The organism is Pseudomonas sp. EGD-AK9 (genome assembly GCF_000465935.2).
GTDB lineage: Bacteria > Pseudomonadota > Gammaproteobacteria > Pseudomonadales > Pseudomonadaceae > Aquipseudomonas.
Genome location: NZ_AVOF01000129.1, coordinates 42,305 through 65,493, shown reverse-complemented (window position 1 = coordinate 65,493; position 23,189 = coordinate 42,305). Strand labels below are relative to the sequence as shown.

Genomic DNA, 23,189 nt, shown 5'->3' with positions numbered 1-23,189 from the left:
CCGATGGATATCGCCGCCGTCGCCATCAGGAAGCGCCTGGTCACCCTGGTACTCACCGGGGCGATGCTCGTCGCCGGGCTATTGACCTATAACGGCATGAGCCGCCTGGAAGACCCGGAGTTCACCATCAAGGAGGCACTGGTCGTCACGCCCTACGCCGGGGCGTCGGCCCTGGAGGTGGAGCAGGAAGTCAGCGACCGACTGGAGAAAGCCGTACAGCAACTCGGGCAGCTGGAGCGCGTGCGCTCGAAGTCCGAGCGTGGGCTGTCGACGCTGACCGTGACCGTCAAGGACAACTATGATCGCGAGAGTTTGCCCCAGGTCTGGGACGAGCTGCGGCGCAAGATCGACGATGTGCAGCGTGATCTGCCGCCGGGTGCCGGGCCGTCGATCGTGCTCGACGACTACGGCGACGTCTACAGCGTGTTTCTGGTGGTCACCGGCGACGGCTACAGCTATGCCGAGCTCAAAGACTACGTGGATGGGCTGCGCCGCGAGTTGCTGCTGGTGCAGGACGTCGGCAAGATCACCACCTTCGGCGAGCGCCGCGAGGCCATCTTCGTCGAGTTCAACAGTGACCGTCTGTCGCAGCTGGGTCTTGCGCCCGCCGCCATAGTCGAGGAACTGCGGCAGAAGGGCGTGGCGACGGATGCCGGTCGAGCGCGGGTGGGCTCGGCCTTCGTCACCCTGGCGCCATCGGGTGGGCTCAGTTCGGTGGGCGATTTCGAGGCCTTGCTGATCCATGGTGGCGACGGCCGGCAGTTCCATCTGCGCGACCTCGCCAGCATCCGTCGCGGCTATGTAGAGCCAAGCACCGCCGAAATCCGCTTCGACGGTCGGACCGGTATCGGCCTCGGCATTTCCACCGTCTCCGGTGGCAACGTGGTGACCATGGGCGAGGCACTGCAGGCACGCATGGCGGAGCTTGAGGGGCAGCGCCCGGTCGGCATGGAGTTCGGCATCGTGTCCCTGCAGTCGGAGGCCGTCACCACCGCCATCTCGGGCTTCGTCGAGAGCCTGCTGGAGGCGGTTGCCATCGTCGTTGCGGTACTGCTGCTGTTCATGGGCCTGCGCAGCGGGCTGCTGATCGGTTTCGTGCTGCTGCTGACCATCGCCGGCTCCTTCCTGTTTCTCGAACCGATGGGCGTCGCGCTCGAGCGTATCTCGCTGGGCGCCTTGATCATCGCGCTGGGCATGCTGGTCGACAACGCCATCGTGGTGGTCGACGGTGTGCTCATCCGCATGCAGAAGGGCGAGAGTGCCGAACAGGCGGCTTCCACCGTCGTCAAGCAATCGGCCTGGCCGCTGCTCGGCGCCACCCTGATCGCGATACTGGCGTTTGCCGCGATCGGTACCTCGAACGACGCCACCGGCGAGTTCTGTCGCTCGCTGTTCCAGGTGGTGATGGTCTCGCTGCTGCTGAGTTGGGTGACCGCGGTCACGGTGACGCCGCTGCTCTGCGTCATGTTCCTGAAGGCGCCCACGGCCGATCAGGCGGGCGTCGATCCCTACGGCGGCCGCTTCTACCGCCGTTACGAGGACTTGCTGCGTGCCTGTATCAGGCGCCGCTACCTGAGCACGGCAAGCGTGGCCGGCCTGTTCGCCGTCTCGCTGTGGGGCTTTACCCTGGTCGAGCAGAGCTTCTTCCCCAGCTCGACGCGTCCCCAGTTCATGGTGGATTACTGGCTTCCCCAGGGCACCCATATAGACGCTACGCGCGCCGAAGCCGAGCGGGTCGAGCGCTTGCTGCTGGAGCAGGACGGGGTGACGCACGTGACCACCACCCTGGGCGAGGGCGCGCTGCGCTTCCTGCTCACCTACCAGCCGGAGCAGCCCAACCCGGCTTATGCGCAGTTTCTGGTCAGCGTGGACGATTACCGCGTCATCGCCGGCCTCATGGCGAAAGTCGAGACCGAACTCGCCTCCCGCTTCCCGGACGCACTGGCCTATGCCTCGCCGTTCGAACTCGGCACGGGGGTGAGCGGCAAGATTCAGGCCCGGCTCAGCGGCCCCGACCCGAGCGAGCTGCGCCGGCTCGGCGATCAGGTGCAGCAAATCTTTCGGCAAGATCCCAACGCCAAGGCGGTGCGCACCGATTGGCGGCAACGGGTAAAGCTGGTGCAAGCGACCCTGGCCGAGGAGCAGGCCAACGTCAACGGCATCACCCGTGCCATGGTGGCGACGGCGATCCAGGAGGGTTTCCAGGGCGTGACCGCGGGCGTCCATCGCGAGGCGGACCTGCTGCTGCCGATCATCGTGCGTGTCGACGAAGCGTCGCGTAACGACATCGATGGCCTGGCGAATCTGCAGATCTGGAGCCCGGTGGCGCAGCGGATGATTCCGTTGCAGCAGGTGGTTCGGTCGTTCGAAACCACCTTCGAGGACGAGTTGATCCATCGGCGCGACCGCAAGCGCACGCTCACCGTCTACGCCGACCCGAGGCAAGGCAATGCCAACGACCTGTTCTCGCGGCTGCGCCCGCAGGTCGAAGCCTTGCCGCTGCCGCCCGGCTACAGCCTGCAGTGGGGCGGGGAGTACGAGGACGCCGGCAAGGCCCAGGCCGGCCTTGCCGCGACCATCCCGGTATTCATCGCGGTCATGGTGCTGATCACCATCATGATGTTCAACACGCTGCGCCAGCCACTGGTGATCTGGCTATGCGTGCCGCTGGCCCTGATCGGCGTGACCGCCGGCCTGCTGCTCACCGGGCAGCCCTTCGGCTTCATGGCCTTGCTCGGTTTCCTCAGCCTGATCGGCATGCTGATCAAGAACGCCATCGTGTTGATCGAGCAGATCGATTTGGAATGCGACGAAGGCAAGGAATTGCTACCGGCGATCATCGATGCCGGGGCGAGCCGCCTGCGCCCGGTGGCGATGGCCGCGCTGACCACAGCGCTCGGCATGATCCCCTTGGTCTTCGACGCCTTCTTCGTATCCATGGCCATCACCATCATCGGCGGTCTGCTGTTTGCGACCGTCCTCACCATGGTCGTGCTACCGGTGTTCTATGCGCTGATCTACCGAGCACCATAAGTCCTCGGCTCGGCGGCCGATGGCCGATGGCCGGCGCATCGAGTCGAGAGGTCCAGTTCAACAACCCGCAACAGATGAGACGAGCATGACGCTGACAGACCAAAGCATCGGTATCCGCTCCGGCGAAGAACTCGACGCCGCCGTTATCGATACCTACCTCAAGGCCCACATTCCCGGCCTGAGCGGCGAAGCGAAGATCAGCCAGTTCCCTGGCGGCGCCTCGAACCTGACCTACCTGATCGAATACCCCGAACAGGAGTTCGTCCTGCGTCGTCCGCCGTTCGGTCACAAGGCCAAGTCGGCGCACGACATGGGCCGCGAATACCGCATCCTCAACCAGCTCAACGCCGGTTTTCCCTACTGCCCCAAGGCCTACGTGCACTGCACCGACGAGTCGGTGATCGGCGCCGAGTTCTACGTGATGGAACGGGTCAAGGGCATCATCCTGCGCTCGGAGATGCCGGCCGAGCTGAACTTCTCGCCCGAGCAGACCAGCTCGCTGTGCAAGAGCTTTATCGACAAGCTGGTCGAGCTGCACAAGGTCGACTACAACGCCTGCGGCCTCGGCGACCTGGGTAAGCCGCAAGGCTATGTGGAGCGCCAGATCGGCGGCTGGATCAGCCGTTACGAGAAGGCCCTGACCCCCGATGCGCCCACCTGGGAGCCGGTCAAGGCCTGGCTGCGCGACAAGATGCCGGCCGATCACCCCAAGCCGGGCATCGTGCACAACGACTACCGCTTCGACAACGTCATCCTCAACCCGCAGAACCCGAGCGAGATCATCGGCGTGCTGGACTGGGAGCTGACCACCCTCGGCGATCCGCTGATGGACCTGGGCAACACCCTGGCCTACTGGATCGAGGCGGGCGACCCGCAGCCCATGCAGTCGATCCGCCGCCAGCCGAGCAACGCCCCGGGCATGCTCACTCGCCAGCAGTTCGCCGACTACTACGCCGAGCGCGCCGGGCTGCCTGTCATCGACAACCTGGATTACTACTACTGCTACGGGCTGTTCCGCCTGGCCGGCATCGTCCAGCAGATCTACTACCGCTTCTACCTTGGCCAGACGCGGGACCCGCGCTTTGCCGAGTTCATCCAGATGAATCGGCTGCTGGAACAGGCGGCCCTGCAGGTTATTTCTCAGTCGCGCCTATAAGGTGCATCGCGTTGCCGCTCGGGGGCTGCAAGCCCCCGGCCGAACAGGGCGAAAAGGGCGTCGGCGCTGAGCGTTCAGCGGTTGGCCACGAACAGTTGCAGCGCCCGGCAGGCCGTCTCGGTTTCGCTCTTGAGCCGCGCCGAGTCCCTGTGAGCGGCCCAGGCGATGATCAGACCGTCGGCCAGTTGAATGAGCAAGCGGCTGGTCGATTGCAGGAACGCAGGATCGAGTTGATTGCCGATGGCCCGCTCGAGCTCGCGCTCGATGGCCTCGGAGGCCACCGCGAAGATCTTGCTCGCCATCTCCGGATTGTTACGCAGCGTCCAGTAGAAGAGCTCGGTCTGCGCCTTGGCCAGTTCCGGATGCTCGGTCAGCCAGGTGATCAGGTGGCGCAGCATCTCTGCCGCGCTATCGGCTGCGGTCGAACCGGCGGCCACATGCTCCAGCGCCTGATGGGGCAGGTTGAACAGCGATTCGTACACCGCATAGAACAGCTCGTCCTTGGTGCGGAACACGTAGTGCAGCGTTGCCAGAGGGCAATCCGCCGCTGCCGCGATGCGCCGCGTCGTGGCGTTGGCAACGCCATGTTCGGCGATCACCTTGACGGTCGCCTCTACGAAGTCCTGTCTGCGCAGTTCAGCGCCCACTCTGGCCATAGCTATCTGATCTCCTTTGGCTACTGCTTAACTGTCTTCATGGGACTCGACGCCGGCGGATGCTACCGCATCGGCATCCGCCGGGTAACGGGTCGAGCCGTATTGGCTGTTGCGCTGTTCCCTGCCCGACGCATGCGGGCAGATCGACAAACGGACAGCTCCTTCAAATAAACATAACGTGTGTTTCGTAAATACCCAGAATGGTGCGGCGTGCTGACCGAGATGGTGCGTGCTGGGTATTTGGGTATCGCCGCCAGGGTGGCATAAATTGCATAACTTATTGAAATAAAAGGGATAATTTTAGTTTGTGAGGGTGGCATGTGTTTTGCCTTGGTCAAATGACTTGGTCAAGTGATCAAGTCATTTGACCAAAAGTGTGGCACAGCCCGATTCTCCCCGCCAGGAAGCTCGGGTGGCCGGTTCAAGCCCCATGAGGACTTTCCAATGAATGAAGTAATTGAGCGCTCGCGCCTCGGTATCTCCACCTTCAGTGGCGCAAGGCATCTGGTCATGGCATTGGCGGCATCCGCCGCCATCTGTGCGGTTCAGGCTGCGGAGCAGGATCCTGCACTGCTGGGTACCAAGCTGACTCCGCTGGGAGCAGAGGCAGCGGCCAGCGCCGATGGGGCGATTCCGGCATGGGCTGCACCTGGCCCGCAGGGCGGGAACTGGAGCTACGGTGAGGTGCGTGGCCAGCACTGGAAGTTCAAGGACGACAAGCCGCTCTATAGCATCGACGCCAGCAATGTCTCGCAGTATGCGAGCAAGCTGGCGCCCGCCCAGCTGGAGTTGTTCAACAAGCTGCCGGGCTTCCGCATGGATGTCTACCCCACCCGCCGCAGCTGTGGCGTACCGGATTTCGTCGCCGAGAACACCAAGAAGAACCTTGGCTTCGCCACCCTGGACAGCGCCGGTCTGGCCCTTCAGGAGGCTCATGTGCCGGGCATTCCCTTCCCCATGCCGACCACCGGGGCGGAGGTGATGTGGAACATGAAGATGCATTACCGCGGCGTCGGCTTCGTCATGTCCAAGACCATCTCTGGCATCTCGCCGCGCAAGGCTGGTGGCGACTGGCTGCGTACCTCGCTGGACTGGAACATGTACACCCCGTGGGGGGAGAAGGGCAGCTCGCTGTTCTCGTCCCATGACCGACTGGAAACCGCCACCTACTTCAGCTACTACGACCCGGTGTCCCTGGCTGGACAGGCCGGTGTGCTTACCACCAAGGCCGGCGAGGAGACCACCACCTTCTATTACTTCCCCGGCCAGCGTCGCGTACGCCGCATGCCCGCCTACTCCTACGACGCGCCGCAGATCGGCCTCGACAACCAGTACACCATCGACGAGTCGAACATCTTCTACGGCCCCCTGGATCGCTTCGACTGGAAACTGATCGGCAAGCAGGAGCTGATCGTGCCCTACAACGCCTTCGGCGCCTATGACACCTCGGCCAAACTCGATGCCGTGGCCCAGCCCGACTACTTCGCCCCCGAGTACCGCCGCTACGAGCTGCATCGTGTCTGGGTCGTCGAGGCCACGGTGCGTCAGGGCATGCGCCACCAGGCGCCGAAACGGGTCTTCTACATCGATGAAGACAGCTGGAACGGCCTGCTGGCGGTCGACTACGACAAGCAAGGGCAGATCTGGAAGGTGCGCGAAGGTCAGCTGATCCCGGTCTACGAGACCGGCAGCTGCGATGTCGCGGCCCAGGTCCAGTACAACCTGGTCGATGGGCGTTACCTGTACGACATGACCTCCATCGGCGTGGGCAAGAAGGATCACCGCTGGCTGACCGAGGGCGAAGGCAATCCGCGGATGAAGCGCGACTTCTACACCTCCGACAACCTGCGGACCATCAGCGAACGCTAATTGCGAACTTTGGGAGCCGACATGAAAAGAATAATTTCTAAAGCATCAGGTCTGGTCATTGCGTGCACAGCACCGCTGGCCATGGGCTTCACCTTCGAGACGGAGACTATCCGCGGTTCGTTCGATTCCACCATTGGCTGGGGCATGGGTGTGCGCACCCAGTCTCAGGGGTGCGATCTGATCAATGCCGGTGCGACCGGGAGCGGTGCTCCTGGTGGCTGTCTGGATCCGACCGTCTCCGGTATCGGCGATCAGGGCAACCTGAACTACGACAAGGGCGATTTGTTCACCAACTACATCAAGGGCGTTCACGAACTGGTATTGAAGTTTCCCGAGGACTTCACCTTCATGGCGCGTGGCAGCTGGAAGCGGGACTTCGCCGCCACCGACACCACGGGAACGCTGGGTGCCGAAACCCAGTTCTGGCAGGCCATGGGCTCGGATATCGGCAGCGACGGGCTGACCGATGATGCGCGTGACGAACTGAAGTTCAAGGCGCGCCTGCTCGATCTGTGGGTGAGCAAGGGCTTCGATGTGGCCGATCAGCGGGTGCGGGCGCGCCTGGGTAACCAGGTGATCAACTGGGGCGAGAGCCTGTTCGCCATCGGCGGCATCAACGCCACCAACGCCTATGACTTCCAGGCCCTCTCGAGCCCGGGGGTGCAGCTCAAGGAAGCCGTGCTGCCGGCGCCGATGCTCAGCGTCGCCACCGGGCTCGGTTACGGCGTGAACGTCGAGGCCTACTACCAGTTCGGCTGGAACAAGAGCGAACTGCCGCCGGTGGGCAGCTACTGGTCGACCTACAACGTGATCGGCGAGGGCATGGAGGAGTACGGCTACGACGATAAGGACGCCCGCGACAGCGGTCAGTGGGGCCTCTCGGTACGCTGGCAGCCGCAGGACAGCGACGTCAACTACGGCTTCTACGTGATGCGTTATCACGACAAGCTGCCGCAGGCGCGCTACGACCAGGGCACCTTCGCGCCCACCTGGGTCTACCCGGAAGACCGTATGCTCTACGGCATCAGTGCCAACCTGCCGGTCGGCGACTGGGCCGTGGGTACCGAGCTGTCCTATCGACCCAAGGAGGCGGTGCCGCTCAACCCCTTGCCAGGCCTCGCATTCGGCCCTGCGCCTTGCTCGGGACGGGGAGGGGAGTGCTGGAAGGACACCAAGAAATTCCAGTGGCACCTGACCGGCATCTACAGCATGACCAACGCCAACTCCCCGGATTTGCTCGACTTCACCGGGGCCAGCACCGGTACCCTGCTGACGGAACTGGTGCTGGTGAAATATCCGGGCCTGCATGACAGCTACGACGGCGAGCTGGTTGCCCCGGGGGCCAATACCTGGGTCGAGGATCTGTCGCAGTTCCCGCCCAAATCCCACGGCAACGCGACCTCCTCGGGAATCCACCTCGACTTCAGCCTGACCTATGACGGCAGCCTGATTCCGGGCTGGACGGTGACCCCGGGCATCTACTACCAGCAGTCGCTGGGCAATGGTCGCACGCCATCGATCTATTCGACCTACACCCGCGATGCCAGCGCAATGAACCTGTACCTGAACTTCGTGCGCAACCCGGGTAACTGGCAGGTCAGCTTGAACTACGCGAAGTTCAACGATGGCGACACCTCCTACGACCAGATGCTGCGTGATCGCGATTACGTTGGCCTGGCGATTTCGCACTCGATGTGAGGCATGCAGTGAATACTCCTGTTGTAGACAAGTCCGACCAGAGGGGGCGTGGCGTGCTGCCACGCCTGGAGGGCTGGCTGTTCCGTCAGCGCCGGCTGGTGCTGGTGCTGCTCGCCCTGTTCACCCTGGGCATGGCCTGGTTTGCCGTGCAGCTGCGCATGGATGCCGGCTTCGAGAAGCAATTGCCGATCGGTCACGAGTACGTCGAGACCTTCCAGGCCTACCGCAGCGACCTGATCGGGGCGAATCGCCTGACCATAGTGGTCAAGGCCCGCGAGGGCTCGATCTGGAACGTGGCCGGGCTCAAGCGGCTGTATGACGTGACCCAGGCGGTGACCTTCCTGCCCGGGGTCTCGCGCAGCAGCGTGCAGTCGTTGTGGACACCCAACTCCTTCGTCAACGAGATCACCGAGGAGGGCTTTCGCGCCGATCCCCTGATCCCCGGCACCGTGACGCCCGAGCGTCTCGACCAGGGGATCATCGACAAGATCGCCAACTCCACGGCCCAGGGTGGCTTCGTCGGTACCCTGGTGGCGCGCGATCAAAGCAGCGCGATGATCACTGCCGAACTCAACGAGCTCGACGAAAATGGCCAGCAGCTGGACTACGTGGCCTATAACCAGGTCCTGGAGCAGCAGATTCGCGAGCAATTCGAGGACGACGCGTTCGAAATCCAGATCATCGGCTTCGCCAAGCAGATCGGCGATATCGCCGACGGCGCTTCCGCCGTGCTGGAGTTCTGCCTGCTGGCGCTGCTGCTGACCGCGGCGGCGGTCTACTGGTACTGCCATTCCGTGCGTTTCACCCTGCTAGCGCTCGGCTGCTCGCTGACTTCGCTGATCTGGCAGTTCGGCAGCCTGCGCCTGCTCGGCTACGGCCTGGATCCACTGGCCGTGCTGGTGCCCTTCCTGGTGTTCGCCATCGGCGTGTCCCACGGCGTGCAGCAGATCAACTACATCGTGCGGGAAATCGCCTGCGGCAAGAGCGCCGAGGAGGCGGCACGTTCCAGCTTCAGTGGCCTGCTGATTCCGGGCACCCTGGCGCTGGTCACGGCCTTCGTGTCCTTCGTCACCCTGCTGCTGATTCCGATTCCGATGGTGCGCGAGCTGGCCATCACCGCGTCGCTTGGCGTGGCCTACAAGATCGTCACCAACCTGGTGATGCTGCCGCTGGTGGCGTCGATGCTGAAGGTCGACGGCAGCTACGCCGCTGCCGAAGAACGCTCGCGCGAGCGCCGAGCCCGCTGGCTGCATGGGCTGGCGCGCCTCGCCGAGTGGCGCAATGCCCAGCTGGTGCTTGGCGTCGCCCTGCTGGTGTTCCTCACGGCGATCTGGCAGAGCCATGACCGGGTCGTCGGCACGCTGCAGGCCGGTGCGCCGGAGTTGCGTGAGGACGCCCGCTTCAACCTCGATGCGGTGTCCATCGCCGGCAACTACGACATCGGCCTGGACTGGCTCAGCGTGGTCTTCGAGGTCCGGCCGGACGAGTCCGGCGAGGTCACTGGGGCCTGCGAGAACGTGTCCCTGGGGCAGTATCAGGATCGCTTCGTCTGGGCCATGCAGGGCGTTCCCGGGGTGCTGTCGGTGGCCTCGTTCTCCAGCGGCATGCGCCAGTTCAACGAGGGCTACAACGAGGGCAATCCGAAGATGAGCGCGGTGCCCATCGACGTCATGAACTACTCCTCGCTGGCCACCGAGGTCGCGCGCATCTCGGGCATCATGCGCGCCGATTGCAGCATGACCGCCGTGCACCTGTACCTGGCGGATCACAAGGCAACCACCATCAATCGGGTGATCGAGGCGGCCAAGGCGTTTCGCGCCGAGTTCCCCATGGCGGGCGTCTCGGTGCGCCTGGCCTCGGGCAATGCCGGCGTGCTGGCGGCCATCAACGAGGAGGTGGAGAAGAGCGAAATGCCGATGCTGCTGTATGTCTACGCCGCCATCGCGCTACTGGTGTTCGCCGTCTACCGCGACCTGCGCGCCGTGCTGGTGTGCTGCCTGCCACTGACCATCGGCACCTTCATCGGCTACTGGTTCATGAAGGAACTGCAGATCGGCCTGACCATCGCCACCCTGCCGGTGATGGTGCTGGCGGTGGGTATCGGTGTCGATTACGCCTTCTACATCTACAACCGCCTGCAACTGCACCAGGCCAATGGCCAGCCGATCGTCAAGGCCGTCGAGCATGCGTTGCTCGAGGTCGGCGTGGCGACCATCTTCACCGCCATCACCCTGGCCATCGGCGTCGCCACCTGGGCGTTCTCCGAGCTCAAGTTCCAGGCCGACATGGGCAAGCTGCTGGCCTTCATGTTCATGGTCAACATGGTCATGGCCATGACGGTGCTGCCGGCCTTCGCCGTCTGGCTGGAGCGGGTGTTCCCGCGCAAGCGCCCGGTGCGCATGATCGGCGCCCTGGCGCATTGAGGAGAGAACAGATGCGATACGCGTTTTTCTTGATGGGCGCGCTGCTCGCCGCAGCGCTGCCGCTCGCCACCCTGCAGGCGCAACCGCTGCGGGCCGAGCGGGCTCTGATGGTGAGCCATGCCAGCGCGGCGACCATGCTCGATGCTGAGTGGGCCGGCGGGCGCATGGTGGCCGTGGGCGACCATGGCGTGGTGCTGCTGTCCGACGACCAGGGCAAGAGTTATCGCCAGGCCCGCTCGGTGCCGGTTTCCACGCCGCTGACCGGTGTCAGCTTCGCCGACGCGGAGCATGGCTGGGCGGTCGGTCACTGGGGGGCGATCCTGGCCAGCAGTGACGGCGGCGACTCCTGGCAGATCCAGCGGCTGTCCAGCGAAGAGGACCGCCCGCTGTTTGCCGTGCATTTCTTCAATGCCCGGCAGGGGGTCGCGGTCGGCCTCTGGTCGCTGGTGCTGACCACCGACGACGGCGGGCAGACCTGGCACGAGCAGGCGCTGGAGGCGCCGCCGGGCTATGGTCGGGCCGACCTCAACCTGATGGGGCTGTTCGCCGACGCCAAGGGCGGCCTGTACGCCACCGCCGAGCGTGGCCAGCTGTTGCACTCCGCTGATCGGGGGAAAACCTGGCGCTATCTGGACACCGGCTACGAGGGCACGCTGTGGTCGGGCGCGGCGTTGGCCGATGGCTCGCTACTGGTCGGTGGTCAGCGCGGCACGCTGCTGCATGGCTCGGCAGACGGGCGCAGCTGGCGGCGCGTACCGCTGCAGAGCAAGAGCTCGGTCACCGCCATAGTCGCCGTGGGGCGCCAGGTAGTGGTCGCCGGGCTCGACGGCTTGCTGGTGCGTAGCCGCGACGGAGGGCGCTCGTTTCAGCGCCAAGACGCCGAGGATGGCGTCTCGCTGACCGCCGCCCTGCTCGCAGGCGGTGATCGACCCGTCCTGTTCTCCCGTCGCGGCGTGATAGCCGCGCAGGGTCAGTGACGGGCTAGCTACGGCTGTCGCCGGCGCAGGCCGCGTCGCGATCGATCGAACCTTTTTCAGGGCCTTGCCGTCATTCGACGCTCGGCCCTTTTTTACGACTGTCTAGACCGGAGGGCTTATGTTTGCCGGAATAAAACTGAAGCGCTTGGCTGGGGAAGTCAGCCTGAGAATATCCTCATTGTTGAGTCGCCAGCCGACCCAGGCGTCATGCCGGGGTGAATTGATCGCTCGCTATCCCGAGCTGGTCGACAGCTTCGCCAAGCTGGAGCGCTGGTTCGATCGGCAGGCCGAGGCCGCCGCGGTGCCTATTCCACTCGATGACGAGAGTGCCCTGGTCCGTGAGTTGCGCGAGTGCCTGCAGAGCGCCCGAGAGGAGCTGGGGCAATTGCGCGGTGAAGTCGAAGAGGGCCGGCACAAGCTGCTTGCCTCGGACGAACGACTGGCCGCCTGCGCCGAGCGGGAAGAGATCTGGGAGGTGACCCGAAACCTGCTGACGGAGGTTTGCTGGGAGCTGGTGATAGTCGACGGGGATCCGGCACACCCGGACAACCAGTTGCACTGGTCGCAGCAGTTCCGCGATCTGCTGGGCTACTCGGAGCGGGACTTCCAGAATGACCTGGAAGGTTACTACTCGATCGTCAATCCAGATGACTTGAACCGGATCGTGGCGGTGGTGACCCAGTACTTGACTGCCGGCGATACCACCGTGCCCTATACGGTCGAGTACCGGATGCAACACAAGAGCCGGGGCGAGGTGTGGTTCCGCGAGCGCGGCCAGGGTGTCCTGGACCGAGATGGCAAGCTCTGTCGGATTATCGGTGCCGTACGTGACATCTCGGACGAGCGCCTCGCGGAGACCATTCGCGCACGCGAACAGGCCGGCATGCAGACTACCTACGAGCAGATTTCGCAGGTAGTGGGCGTGATCAAGGGCATCGCCGATCAGACCAACCTGCTCGCGCTCAATGCCGCCATCGAGGCAGCTCGCGCCGGCGAACAGGGCCGCGGCTTCGCCGTGGTGGCCGACGAGGTGAAGAAGCTCGCCGGCAGGACCCGCGAGGCCACCCAGAAGATCCAGGAAATGCTGACCGCCAGAGCGGCCTGCTAGCGAGTGGAGGAACTATGTTCAGGCGAAGGCACGACTCCAGGATTGGAAGTCGTGCCCGGAGATCGGCTTGCTGATGCAGTAGCCTTGGGCCTCCTCGCAGCCCCAGCCGGAGAGCATGTCCATGGCCTCGGTCGATTCCACCCCTTCGGCGACTACCTCGATGCCCAGGCAATGGGCCAGCTCGATGATCGACTTGACGATGGCCGCCGACTCCTTGTCGCTACCCAGGCCAATGACGAAGGACTGATCGATCTTGATGTAGTCCACCGGAAGCTTTCTCAGGTAGGACAGGGATGAGTAGCCGGTGCCGAAGTCATCGATAAATATCTTGAAGCCCGCTTCGCGCAGCCGCGTGAGCACCTGCCGGGCGGCCGCCAGGTCCTCCATGATGCAGCTCTCGGTCAGCTCGAACTGAATCCAGTCCGGGGTGCCGCCCCAGGTTTGCAGTGCGCGCGCGATCTGCTCGTTGAGCTGAGGGTCACGGATGTCGTGGGGCGATAGATTGATGGCAATCGGAACGGCTCGACCTGCGTCATGCCACAGGTAGCTTTCCCGGACTGCGGCCGCCAATACCCAGTAGGTCAGCTTGGTGATCAGGCCGGCACTCTCGGCGCAGGTGATGAACTGGCTGGGGCTGATCAGGCCTCGCTCGGGATGTTCCCAGCGCACCAGAGCTTCCACACCGCTGACCCGTTTCGAGCCCATGCGCAGCTTGGGTTGAAACAGCAGGCGCAGTTCGTCGCGCTCGATGGCGCGCCGCAGGTCGGTCATCAGAGCCAGCCGCTGGGCGTTGTCGCTATCCAGCGAACCGGCGTATATCGCCACTCTCTCCGTGCCCTGTTTGGCGCCGTAGCGGGCGACATTCGCGCGGCGCAGCAGGGCATCGGGATCGCTGCCATGTCCGGGGAACAGCGTGATGCCGATGCTGCAGTCGGTGTGAACCAGCAATTCGCCCAGGGCCAGCGGTGCATGGAGTGTCTGCGCTACGTCGCGCGCTACTTGCATCGCGTGACTGGCGTCCTGCCCCGGCAGCAACAGGGCAAAGGAGGATTCAGCGATCCGCGCCAGTGTTTCCAGTGGCTCGCCACGCTCGCGCAGCCTGCTTGCGAGCGCCTGCAGGAGCTGGTCGCCTTCGCGGTAGCCGAGGGTTTCGTTGATTTCCCTGAAGTTGTCGACTTCGACATGCAGCAGGGCCAGCGGGGCGTGCGAGTCGCCCGAGTGGGCGATGGCTGTGCTCAGGGCCTCGTGCATGGACAGTCGATTGGGCAGTCCGGTCAATTCGTCGAAATAGGCCATTCTCCATATGCGCTCTTCGGCACACTTGAGCTCGCTGATATCGGTGATAAAGCCCTCCAGGGCCAGCACTTTTCCATCTGCGGAGTAGACGCCGCAGCCCTTGTCCCAGACCCATTTGGTCTGGCCGTCTGGTGTCCGGATCCGGTAGCTGGACTGGTAGGGTTGCCGTTTCTTCAAGGCCCGGGTGACCCCGCGGCGGAGCGTTGGAAGGTCGCCTGGGTGAATGATGTCCGCCATCTTGACACGCCCCGTGATCAAGTCATCGGCGGCATAACCGGTAAGTTGCAGGCAGCCCTCGCTGACCAGTTCGAGGCGCCAGGAGAGGTCGCTGCGACAGCGATACGCCACGCCGGGGAGGTTGCCGATCAGGGTCTGCAGGGTGCGCTGACTTTCCCGTAGGCCATCGATCTCGACCAGCTCCCGGGCGAGCCGATCCGCCAGCTCACGCTGGCCGCTGCGCTGCTCGATCGAGGCGGCGATGTGCCGGGCCAGCAGGTCAAGGGCCGCCAGCTGCGAGGCGTCGAGGGTCTTGGGTAGGGTGTCGGCGACCGCCAGCACGCCGACCATTTCGCCTCCCGCCAGGGCGATGGGGACACCGGCAAAGCACTTGATAAAAGGCGGCCCGGCCACCAGTTCGCAGTGGCGCAAGCGCTCGTGGGTCGAGGCATCCGCTACCTGAATCCGCTCCCGGGCAGTGGTGACGGCGGCGCTCAACGCGCCTTGCCAGGCGTTCTCGCCATCGGCCATACCCCGCAGCGCGCCGCACCAGTCGCCGCCTTGGTCCGGGAACGTCAGCATGGCCATTGGCACCTGGCAGGCGAGCGCCGCCAGCTTGACGAAGCTGTCGAGTTCCACGGCGGACAGGGGCGCGCGGATAGCTCGAAGCTGAACAGCTGCCATAGTCGCTCCTCCAGCGGACATGCATCGACGCAATAGTAGGAGGCTCCTGCAGTACTGCTGCCCGTAGCCAGGCGCGCGAGGGCCAGGGCTAACCAGGCTCTGCTATCAGTGTAGCCGGGGCGGCAATCTCGGCGATCACTTGGCATGGCGCCCCGAACTCTGGGTGGAGCGAATAAAAAGGCCTCTGTAGCAATTACCTGTTGCGCGGCGATAAACCGTAGCTTGGGTTGAGGAGCGCAGCGACGAAGCCCAACGAGCTATGCCAACGCCCGTTGGGCTTCGCTACGCTCAGCGCCAACCTACCGATTGCAGGCAACACGCAGCGGGTACATAGCCAAAAAAAAGCGCGGCTTGTGCCGCGCGAACGCTCAACTTGGTCGCGGGGTAGGGTGAACCGGCCCCGTGAAGAGGAGTTAGAACTGATCCGCCGTCAGTTCGTAGAGGCTGTCGGCGCCGCCGCGTATGCAGGCGCTCAAGCCTTCGATGCGCGGCAGAATGCGTTTGAAGAAGAAGCGTGCAGTGGCCTGCTTCGCCGAGTAGAAGTCCGGGTCCGAGGCCAGTCTGGCCTTCGCCGTGCTGGCCATTCGCGACCAGACGTAGGCATAGGCGACGTAGCCGAACAGGTGCAGGTATTCCACCGAGGCGGCGCCCACCTGGCGAGGGTCCTGCTGGGCCTGGTCACGGATCCAGGCGCTGGACTCCTCGAGCCGTTGCACGGCATCCAGCAGCGCATCGCGATGCTCGACGCCGGGCTCTTGGGCGTAGAGGCGGATTTCCGCGAGGAATTCGTCCAGCGCGTTGCCGCCATCGGCGAGAACCTTGCGCCCCAGCAGGTCCAGTGCCTGGATGCCGTTGGTGCCTTCGTAGATCTGGGTGATACGGCAGTCGCGGACCAACTGCTCCTGGCCCCATTCGCGGATATAGCCATGGCCGCCGAAGATCTGCTGGCCGTGCACGGTGGTCTCCAGCCCCATATCGGTCAGGAAGGCTTTAGCGACGGGCGTGAGCAGCGCCACCAGTTTCTCGGCGCGCTTGGCCACTACGGCGTCTTCACTGTACTTGGCGGTGTCCAGCTGCAGGGCGACGTAGCTGGAGAAGGCGCGACCACCCTCGTTCAGCGCCTTCATGGTCAGCAGCATGCGGCGCACGTCCGGATGCACGATGATCGGGTCGGCGGCTTTATCCTTGGCCACGGGGCCGGTCGGGGCGCGGCCCTGGATGCGCTCGCGGGCGTAGTCCACGGCGCTCTGGTAGCTGCGCTCGCCCAGGGCCAGGCCCTGGATGCCGACGCCCAGGCGCTCGTAGTTCATCATGGTGAACATGGCATTGAGACCCTTGTTCACCTCGCCGACCAGGTAGCCGGTGGCGCCGTCGAAGTTCATCACGCAGGTGGCCGAGGCCTTGATGCCCATCTTGTGTTCGATCGAACCGCAGCTCACCGCGTTGCGCTCCCCCAGGGAGCCGTCGGCATTGACCATGACCTTGGGCACCAGAAACAGCGAGATACCCTTGGGCCCGGCCGGTGCGTCCGGCAGCTTGGCCAGCACCAGGTGGATGATGTTCTCGGTCAGGTCCTGCTCGCCGCCGGTGATGAAGATCTTGGTACCGCTGACCTTGTAACTGCCGTCGGCCTGGGGTTCGGCGCGGGTTCTGATGATGCCCAGATCGGTGCCGGCATGCGGCTCGGTCAGACACATGGAACCGGCCCAGACGCCGGCATACATGTTCGGCAGGTACTGCGCCTTCAGCTCTTCGCTGGCGTGGTTGAGGATCGACAGGCAGGCGCCGGCGGTCAGCATCGGATAGAGGCCGAAGGACAGGCTGGCGGCGTTGACCATCTCCTCGACCTGGACGCCGATCACCTTGGGCATGCCCATGCCGCCGAACTCCGGCGAGCCGCCGACACCGACCCAGCCGCCTTCGGCGTAGGTGCGGTAGGCTTCGGGGAAACCGGCCGGGGTCTTCACCGCGCCGTCGTGCCAGGAGCAGCCTTCCTCGTCGCCGCTGCGGTTCAGCGGGGCGACAACCCCCGCGGTGACCTTGCCGGCTTCCTCGAGGATGGCTTGGGCGGTGTCCATGTCCAGGCTGTCGGCGAGCCCGGGCAAGGCGGCCCATTGCTGGCCGACGTCGAAGACCTCACTGAGGACGAAGTGGATATCGCGCAGGGGCGCCTGGTAGTTGCTCATGGTCGGTTCTCCAAAGTCGACAAGGGGGTGGTGGCGGTCAGCAGGCGCACCAGGGTCTCGCAGCGCTGCCGCTCGCTCAGCGGGTAGCGCGCGAGCCACAGCGGCAAGTGCTCGAACAGCTCCAGGGTCGCCACGCTGGTCTGATCGGCGGCGCCGAGCAGCGCCTGAAGCTTGTGCTGCACCTGCTGACGCAGCCGATCGATGTACTGCCGTTGGCTCGGCTTGAGGCAGCCGGCGTCGCGGGTTGCCAGCTGAAAGTGCAGGGGATGGGATTCGTGGAGCGCTATCAGCCGCTGGATCACCTCCTGCAGGGTCGCACTGGCCGATTCGCGCTGATGGCGACGGTCGAACAGCGACAACAGCGCCATGTAATGTTCTTCGATGAACTCCTGGAGCAGCTCCTCCTTGCTGGAACAGTGGTTGTAGAGCGAGCCGGCGGTCAGTTCGAGGTGGCTGGCCAGCTCGCGCAGGCTGACCTGGGCGAAGCCGCGTTGGGCAAACAGTTCCAGGGCCCTGGGGCGGTTGCGCTCGAAGCGCGAGCCGGTTCCGGCAGGGCGCGAGATGGGCTCCATGCACTTGGCTGTGTTCATGTTGCAACCCCTCAGAGACGGTGTTCGGGAGCAGCCTGTACGAGACGCGCCGAAGGAGCCGGCCGGGTGCGCAGAACCCGCGTCGTGGGTTGGGTGCTGGCGCATTTCCCGACCGACCCCGTCAGACGCGTTCGAAGATGACGGCGATGCCTTGGCCGCCGCCGATGCACATGGTGGCCAGCGCATAGCGACCCTTGATCCGGTGCAGCTCATGGATCGCCTTGGTAGCGATGATGGCGCCGGAGGCGCCCACTGGGTGGCCCAGGGAAATGCCGGAGCCGTTGGGGTTGACCTTGTCCGGATCGAAGCTCAGCGCATGCGCCACCGCGCAGGCCTGGGCGGCAAAGGCTTCGTTGGACTCGATGACGTCGAGGTCGGCCAGGCTCAGGCCGGCGCGTTGCAGCGCCAGACGAGTCGCCGGGATCGGGCCGAGGCCCATCAGGGTGGGCTCGACGCCGGCGTGGGCATAGGCCACCAGACGCGCCATGGGCTGCAGTCCCTGTTCCTTCACCGCTTCGCTGCTGGCCAGCAGCAGGGCGCTGGCGCCATCGTTGAGGCCCGAGGCATTGCCAGCGGTGACGCTGCCACCCTCGCGGAAGGCCGGCTTCATCTTCGCCAATTGCTCCAGGGTCACCTCGCCGCGCACGTGCTCGTCGGTCTCGAATTGGATAACGCCTTTGCGGGTCTGGATCTCCACTGGCACGATCTGTTCGGCGAAGCGCCCTTCTGCGATGGCGCGGGCTGCGCGCTGCTGGCTCTGCAGGGCCAGGGCGTCCTGTTCTTCGCGGCTGATGCCGTGCAGCTGGGCGACGTTCTCGGCGGTGATGCCCATATGGATGCCGTGCAGCGGGTCCTGCAGGGCGCCGAGCATGTAGTCGAGCATCTTGGCATCGCCCATGCGCGCGCCCCAGCGTACGCTGGGCACCAAATAGCCACCCTGGCTCATGGATTCGGCGCCACCGGCGAGGGCGATGCGCGAATCGCCCAGCAGCAGGCCCTGGGCGGCGCTGACGATGGCCTGCAGGCCCGAGCCGCACAGGCGGTTGACCGTGAGTGCCGGCGCCTCCTTGGGAATCCCGGCCTGCAGGGCCGCCACGCGGCTGATGTAGGCGTCCTTGGGGGTGGTCGGAATGACGTGGCCGAACACTACATGCTCCACCTGCTGCGGGTCGCAGCTCGCCCGCTCGAGGGCGGCGCGAGCGACCAGCGTGGCGAGCTGGGCGGGCGGGGTGTCCTTCAGGGTGCCGCCGTAGGTGCCGATGGCGGTGCGTACCGCGCTGACAACGAAAACTTCGGGTCTGTTCATCCGAGACGCTCCTGGTTCGGTAGTGGAATGGCCGCGAGTCTAGGGCGTGAGGGCAGCCGTCTCCTATGCCAGAATTGCGCAGGTACGGCTGACGAATTTGGACATATCGAGTGTTATGAAAGCCTCTAGTACGAGCCATTCTGACGAGCGAGCCGTGCGCAAGGGCGATTCGGTGGCGGCCTATTTCGTCAAGGCGGCCGTGCACCGCCTGGCCCATGCGCCGCAACGTGCCGAGGCCCTGCTGCGTGAGGCCGGCATCGAGCCGGCCTGGCTCGATGATCCGTCGCAGCGGGTACCGGCCGAGGCGGTTGCGCGGCTGTGGCTGCTGCTCACCGAGGAGCTGGGCGACGAGTTCTTCGCCTTCGACTCGGGTGGCATGCCCCGCGGCGCCTTCGCCATCATCTGCCGCAGCGTCGTGCACGAACCCGATCTGCGGCGTGCGCTGCGCCAGTGCCTGTCCGGCTTCAACCTGTTCCTGCGGGATATCCACGCGCACCTGGAACTGCGGGGCAATCGTGCCGCCATCGTGCTGCGGACCCGTATCGCGGATCAGGCCATACGCAGCGTCGCCGAGGAGATCTACCTGAGCATGGTGATCGGCGTGGCCTGCTGGCTGGTGGGGCGGCGGATCAACCTGGATCACACCCAGTTCGGCCATCCGCAGCCGCCCCATGGTGCAGATCCGTTGCTCTGGGGGCCCTGGATCGAGTTCGATGCACCCCGCACCGAAGTGGAGTTCAGCGCCGCCCAGTTGTCCCTGCCGACGGTGCGCAACTTCGCCAGCCTCAAGCAGTTCCTGCGTCATGCACCGGAAGGGGTGGTGGTGCGTTTTCGCAATCGAGCCGGGCTGGCGGCCGGCGTCTATCGCCGCCTGAAGGCCTCCCCCGAGCTGGATTGGCCGTCACAGACCCAGATGGCGCTGAACCTGGCCATGAGCGAGTCGGCGTTTCGTCGGCAACTGGAGCGCGAGGGCTTCTCCTATCAGGCGCTCAAGCACGAGGTGCGCAAGGCGCTGGCCTTCGACTATCTCAACGACAGCAGCCTGAGCATCAGTGAGATCGCCATTCGCTGTGGCTTTCAGGAGCCCAGCGCGTTTCACCGGGCCTTTCGTCAGTGGACCGGCATGAGTCCCGGCAGCTACCGCGCCGTGCGGACGGCAAGCCGGAACTGAGCACGGCAGTCGTCAGCGACTGAGGCCCGCGCCACCCCTCGCACATTTAGGTACCTGCGTGCCTGCCCGCTGACTTCTCTCCCCGGTAGCACCCGACGCCAGTCGCTGCACGCAACTGGCGGTGCTCGCTGTCTTCATGCCTCGCAAACTTGCCTGGCGCCGCACAATCCTACCGGCGTCCGCTGGCAGGGCATCTGCGCGCCAAACACAACCTCCGCTGCACAAAGGGTTACATCCAGGATAATTAACATAACAAAAGATTTGCATAACAAGTGTTGCGTAAATATAAGGGCGTGGTTAGAGTGAGGCGAAACAACAAAACGCCTCCAGGAGGTGCGTCAGATGATTACCCTCAAGCCCACCCTGACTCTGCCGGCTGCCGGCCTGTCCGGCTTCGAAACCCCGCTGACCGAAGAAGAGGCCGCCATCCAGGCCTCGGTGCACCGCTTCGCCAAGGAAGTGCTACGCCCACTGGGGCGTGAGCTGGATCGGATGAGCGCCGAGCAGGTTGCCGCGCCGGGGTCGCCGTACTACTCGCTGTTCGCTGAGTTCGCCAAGCTGGGGTTGGACCCGGCGCTGTTGGCGGAACTGCCGCCGGAGATGGCGGTGCGCATCGAGTCGATGATCGGCGAGGAGCTGGGCTGGGGCGATTCAGGTCTCGCCGTGTCTCTGGGCTGCGCCGGCTTCCCGCTGCAGATGGCGGTGGCCGCCGGCAACGCCGAGCTGATTGAGCTGTGCCAAGGCAGGATCGGCTGCTGGATGGCCACCCAGCCCGATCGCGGCAGCGACAACCAGCTGCTGGATATCGCCCGCGACTGGCCGGCCGGAACCCCGGCCAATATCGGCAACCTGACCGCCAAGGTGGTCGGCGACGAGATCATCATCAATGGCCAGAGTTCGGCCTGGGTGTCCAACGGCGCGGTGGCGCAGGTGGCCTTCGGTCTGATGTGCGCCGACTACGGCGACGGCTTCTACGGCAAGGATGGCCTGCCCAACGGTATCGCGGTGATAGTGCCGCTGGATATCAAGGGCGTCTCCAAGGGCAAGCCGCTGGAGAAGATCGGCCAGCGTTCATTGCCCCAGGGCGAAATCTACTTCGACGACGTGCGCGTGCCGCGGCGCTTCGCCATCGCCGAGCAGGACGGCTACTACGGTGCCGTCAGCTCCTCCTGGTCCTATGCCGGTACGCACATGAGCCAGGTTTTCACCGGCGTCGCCCGTGCCGCCTTCGAGCTGGCGCTGCAGTACTGCCATGAGCGCCGCCAGGGCGGCCGCATGTTGATCGACCACCAGATGACCCGCCTGCGCCTGGGCGAAATGCTCCGTCGCGTCGAGATCGCCCGCGCCGTCGCCCGCCGTTCGCTGAGCTTCGCCCGCCTGTCGCCGCAGACCCATCCGTACGCCACCGCCTCGGCCAAGGTCACGGTCACCGAGGAGGCGCTGGCGGTGGTCCAGGAAGCCTTCCGCCTGTTCGGCGGCAACGGCACCACCCTCGAATACCCGATCGAGAAGCTGCTGCGCGACACCCAGTCGGCGCTGATCGAAGACGGTGAGAACCGCATCCTGACCATGCGCCTGGGGCTGCTCGCACAGCAGCTCTATGCCGAAGGTTGGGCGCAGAACTGATCCACCCGCTCCACCAGACCATTCATCCAAGAACAAAACGAGGTACTCGAAATGGCCAAATATCCTGTCGTTGTCTACGGCGCTAGCGGCTACACCGGCATGCTGACCATGGACTGGCTGATCGACCAGAAAATCCCCTTCACGGCCGTGGCGCGCAACGCCGGGCGTGCCAAGGAAATGATGGCGCAGCGCGTCGTCGGCCTGGAAACGGCCACCTACGAGATCATCGAGTGTCCGCACGAGGTCGAGGCCCTGACCGCCGTGTTCAAGGGCGCGAAGGTCGTCTGCAACACCGTCGGCCCGTTCGTCAATTTCGGTCTGACCACCGCTGAGGCCGCTCTGAAAGCCGGCTGCCACTACCTGGACCCGGCCGGTGAGCAGGAGCACATTCGTGCCCTGCGCGACCAGTTCGGCGAGCTGTACCGCCAGGCCGGCCTGCTGCTGTCGCCGTCGCTGTCCTACATGTACACCTTCGCCGAGATTGCCGCCGAGCTGGCCCTGGAGACCCCCGGTGTCGACTCCCTGGAAACCGCCACCCTGACCCGTGGTCCGCGTGTCGGCGCCGCCGGCGTGACCGTGGGTTCCACCGCCACCATCTTCGAGGGCTTCCGCCACCCGGGTGCCTACCTGTGGGAGAAGGAGCTGGTTCCCTACGCGCCCAACAGCAGCTTCAACGTCGTCTGCCCCAGCCTGCTCGAGTCGGTTTTCTGCCTGCCCTGGGGCGGTACCTCGCTGCCGATCTACTTCCAGAACGACGGCCGCGTGCGCAGCTGCATGTCCTGCGTCGGCTTCTACGACAACCCGGTGATGAAGATGGTCCACGGCCTGGGGCAGAAGTGGGAGGCCGAGTACAAGCACCTGCCCAAGGAGCAGCAGGACGCGGTGATCCAGAACCTGGTGGATTCCACCACGCCGAGCATGCCGCCGCGCGAGCGCAGCACCCTGCAGCGCACCGTGGATTTCGCCATCGGCCGTGGCCAGCTGGCGTCGGTGCGCGCCACCGTGCATGGCATCACCCCCTATATCGCCACCGGCGCGCTGCACGCCGCCGCCGCGGCCAGGCTGCTGGACAACGACACCGCCAAGGTGGGCTTCGCCTCGTCGTCCAAGGCCTTCGGCCACCGCTACATGCTCGGCTTCCTCGAGCAGCGTGGCCTGGCTCGCGCAACCATCACCCAGCTGTGAAGTGACGAC

Annotated in this window: 15 protein-coding genes; 10 read left to right on the top strand and 5 right to left on the bottom strand. The window is 64.8% G+C overall.

All coding sequences use genetic code 11. The features are described 5' to 3' along the window. Positions 1-3 precede the first annotated feature (3 nt). Positions 4-3,033: an efflux RND transporter permease subunit gene (locus tag N878_RS07300; RefSeq protein WP_021443013.1), complete on the top strand. Its 3,030-nt coding sequence runs from the start codon at positions 4-6 to the stop codon at positions 3,031-3,033. Positions 3,034-3,118: 85 nt separating this feature from the next. Beyond that, entirely contained in the window at positions 3,119-4,189 is a 1,071-nt protein-coding gene (locus N878_RS07295) for a phosphotransferase family protein (RefSeq protein ID WP_021443012.1), read from the top strand. Positions 4,190-4,263: 74 nt separating this feature from the next. On the opposite strand, the gene N878_RS07290 is transcribed toward N878_RS07295, so the two are convergent. After that, positions 4,264-4,845, bottom strand: a complete 582-nt coding sequence (locus N878_RS07290; RefSeq protein WP_021443011.1) for a TetR/AcrR family transcriptional regulator — start codon at positions 4,843-4,845, stop codon at positions 4,264-4,266. A 444-nt stretch (positions 4,846-5,289) separates the two neighbouring features. Here N878_RS07290 and N878_RS07285 point away from each other — a divergent pair, with 444 nt between their 5' ends. The 5 genes from N878_RS07285 (at position 5,290) to N878_RS07265 (ending at position 12,920) form a co-directional block, all read left to right on the top strand. Continuing rightward, complete coding sequence (locus N878_RS07285) at positions 5,290-6,714, top strand: DUF1329 domain-containing protein (RefSeq protein WP_031302871.1); 1,425 nt, start codon at positions 5,290-5,292, stop codon at positions 6,712-6,714. Between the two features lie 21 nt (positions 6,715-6,735). Next, positions 6,736-8,412, top strand: coding sequence for a DUF1302 domain-containing protein (locus N878_RS07280; protein ID WP_036987509.1), 1,677 nt, complete (start codon positions 6,736-6,738; stop codon positions 8,410-8,412). A 53-nt stretch (positions 8,413-8,465) separates the two neighbouring features. Continuing rightward, positions 8,466-10,835, top strand: coding sequence for an RND family transporter (locus N878_RS07275; protein ID WP_021443008.1), 2,370 nt, complete (start codon positions 8,466-8,468; stop codon positions 10,833-10,835). 11 nt (positions 10,836-10,846) lie between these two features. Then, positions 10,847-11,812: a YCF48-related protein gene (locus N878_RS07270; RefSeq protein ID WP_031302869.1), complete on the top strand. Its 966-nt coding sequence runs from the start codon at positions 10,847-10,849 to the stop codon at positions 11,810-11,812. 118 nt (positions 11,813-11,930) lie between these two features. Continuing rightward, positions 11,931-12,920, top strand: a complete 990-nt coding sequence (locus N878_RS07265) for a PAS domain-containing methyl-accepting chemotaxis protein (protein WP_031302868.1) — start codon at positions 11,931-11,933, stop codon at positions 12,918-12,920. An 18-nt stretch (positions 12,921-12,938) separates the two neighbouring features. Here the strand turns inward: N878_RS07265 and N878_RS07260 are convergent, their stop codons facing one another. The 4 genes from N878_RS07260 to N878_RS07245 all read right to left on the bottom strand — a co-directional run bounded on the left by N878_RS07260 (position 12,939) and on the right by N878_RS07245 (position 19,198). Further along, positions 12,939-15,116: an EAL domain-containing protein gene (locus N878_RS07260; RefSeq protein WP_177342880.1), complete on the bottom strand. Its 2,178-nt coding sequence runs from the start codon at positions 15,114-15,116 to the stop codon at positions 12,939-12,941. A gap of 413 nt (positions 15,117-15,529) precedes the next feature. After that, positions 15,530-17,302: an acyl-CoA dehydrogenase C-terminal domain-containing protein gene (locus tag N878_RS07255; RefSeq protein ID WP_021443004.1), complete on the bottom strand. Its 1,773-nt coding sequence runs from the start codon at positions 17,300-17,302 to the stop codon at positions 15,530-15,532. Beyond that, on the bottom strand, positions 17,299-17,892 hold the full coding sequence (locus N878_RS07250; protein ID WP_051365803.1) for a TetR/AcrR family transcriptional regulator: 594 nt from the start codon (positions 17,890-17,892) through the stop codon (positions 17,299-17,301). The genes N878_RS07255 and N878_RS07250 overlap by 4 nt, the downstream gene beginning before the upstream one ends. A 121-nt stretch (positions 17,893-18,013) precedes the next feature. Beyond that, positions 18,014-19,198 carry an acetyl-CoA C-acyltransferase family protein gene (locus tag N878_RS07245; protein WP_021443002.1) on the bottom strand — a complete coding sequence of 395 codons (1,185 nt, stop codon included), beginning with the start codon at positions 19,196-19,198 and terminating at the stop codon, positions 18,014-18,016. A 154-nt stretch (positions 19,199-19,352) separates the two neighbouring features. Here N878_RS07245 and N878_RS07240 point away from each other — a divergent pair, with 154 nt between their 5' ends. The 3 genes from N878_RS07240 (at position 19,353) to N878_RS07230 (ending at position 23,180) form a co-directional block, all read left to right on the top strand. Further along, positions 19,353-20,369 carry an AraC family transcriptional regulator gene (locus tag N878_RS07240; protein WP_021443001.1) on the top strand — a complete coding sequence of 339 codons (1,017 nt, stop codon included), beginning with the start codon at positions 19,353-19,355 and terminating at the stop codon, positions 20,367-20,369. Positions 20,370-20,711: 342 nt separating this feature from the next. Beyond that, positions 20,712-21,995 carry an acyl-CoA dehydrogenase family protein gene (locus N878_RS07235; RefSeq protein WP_021443000.1) on the top strand — a complete coding sequence of 428 codons (1,284 nt, stop codon included), beginning with the start codon at positions 20,712-20,714 and terminating at the stop codon, positions 21,993-21,995. A gap of 51 nt (positions 21,996-22,046) precedes the next feature. After that, positions 22,047-23,180, top strand: a complete 1,134-nt coding sequence (locus N878_RS07230; RefSeq protein ID WP_021442999.1) for a trans-acting enoyl reductase family protein — start codon at positions 22,047-22,049, stop codon at positions 23,178-23,180. Positions 23,181-23,189 lie beyond the last annotated feature (9 nt).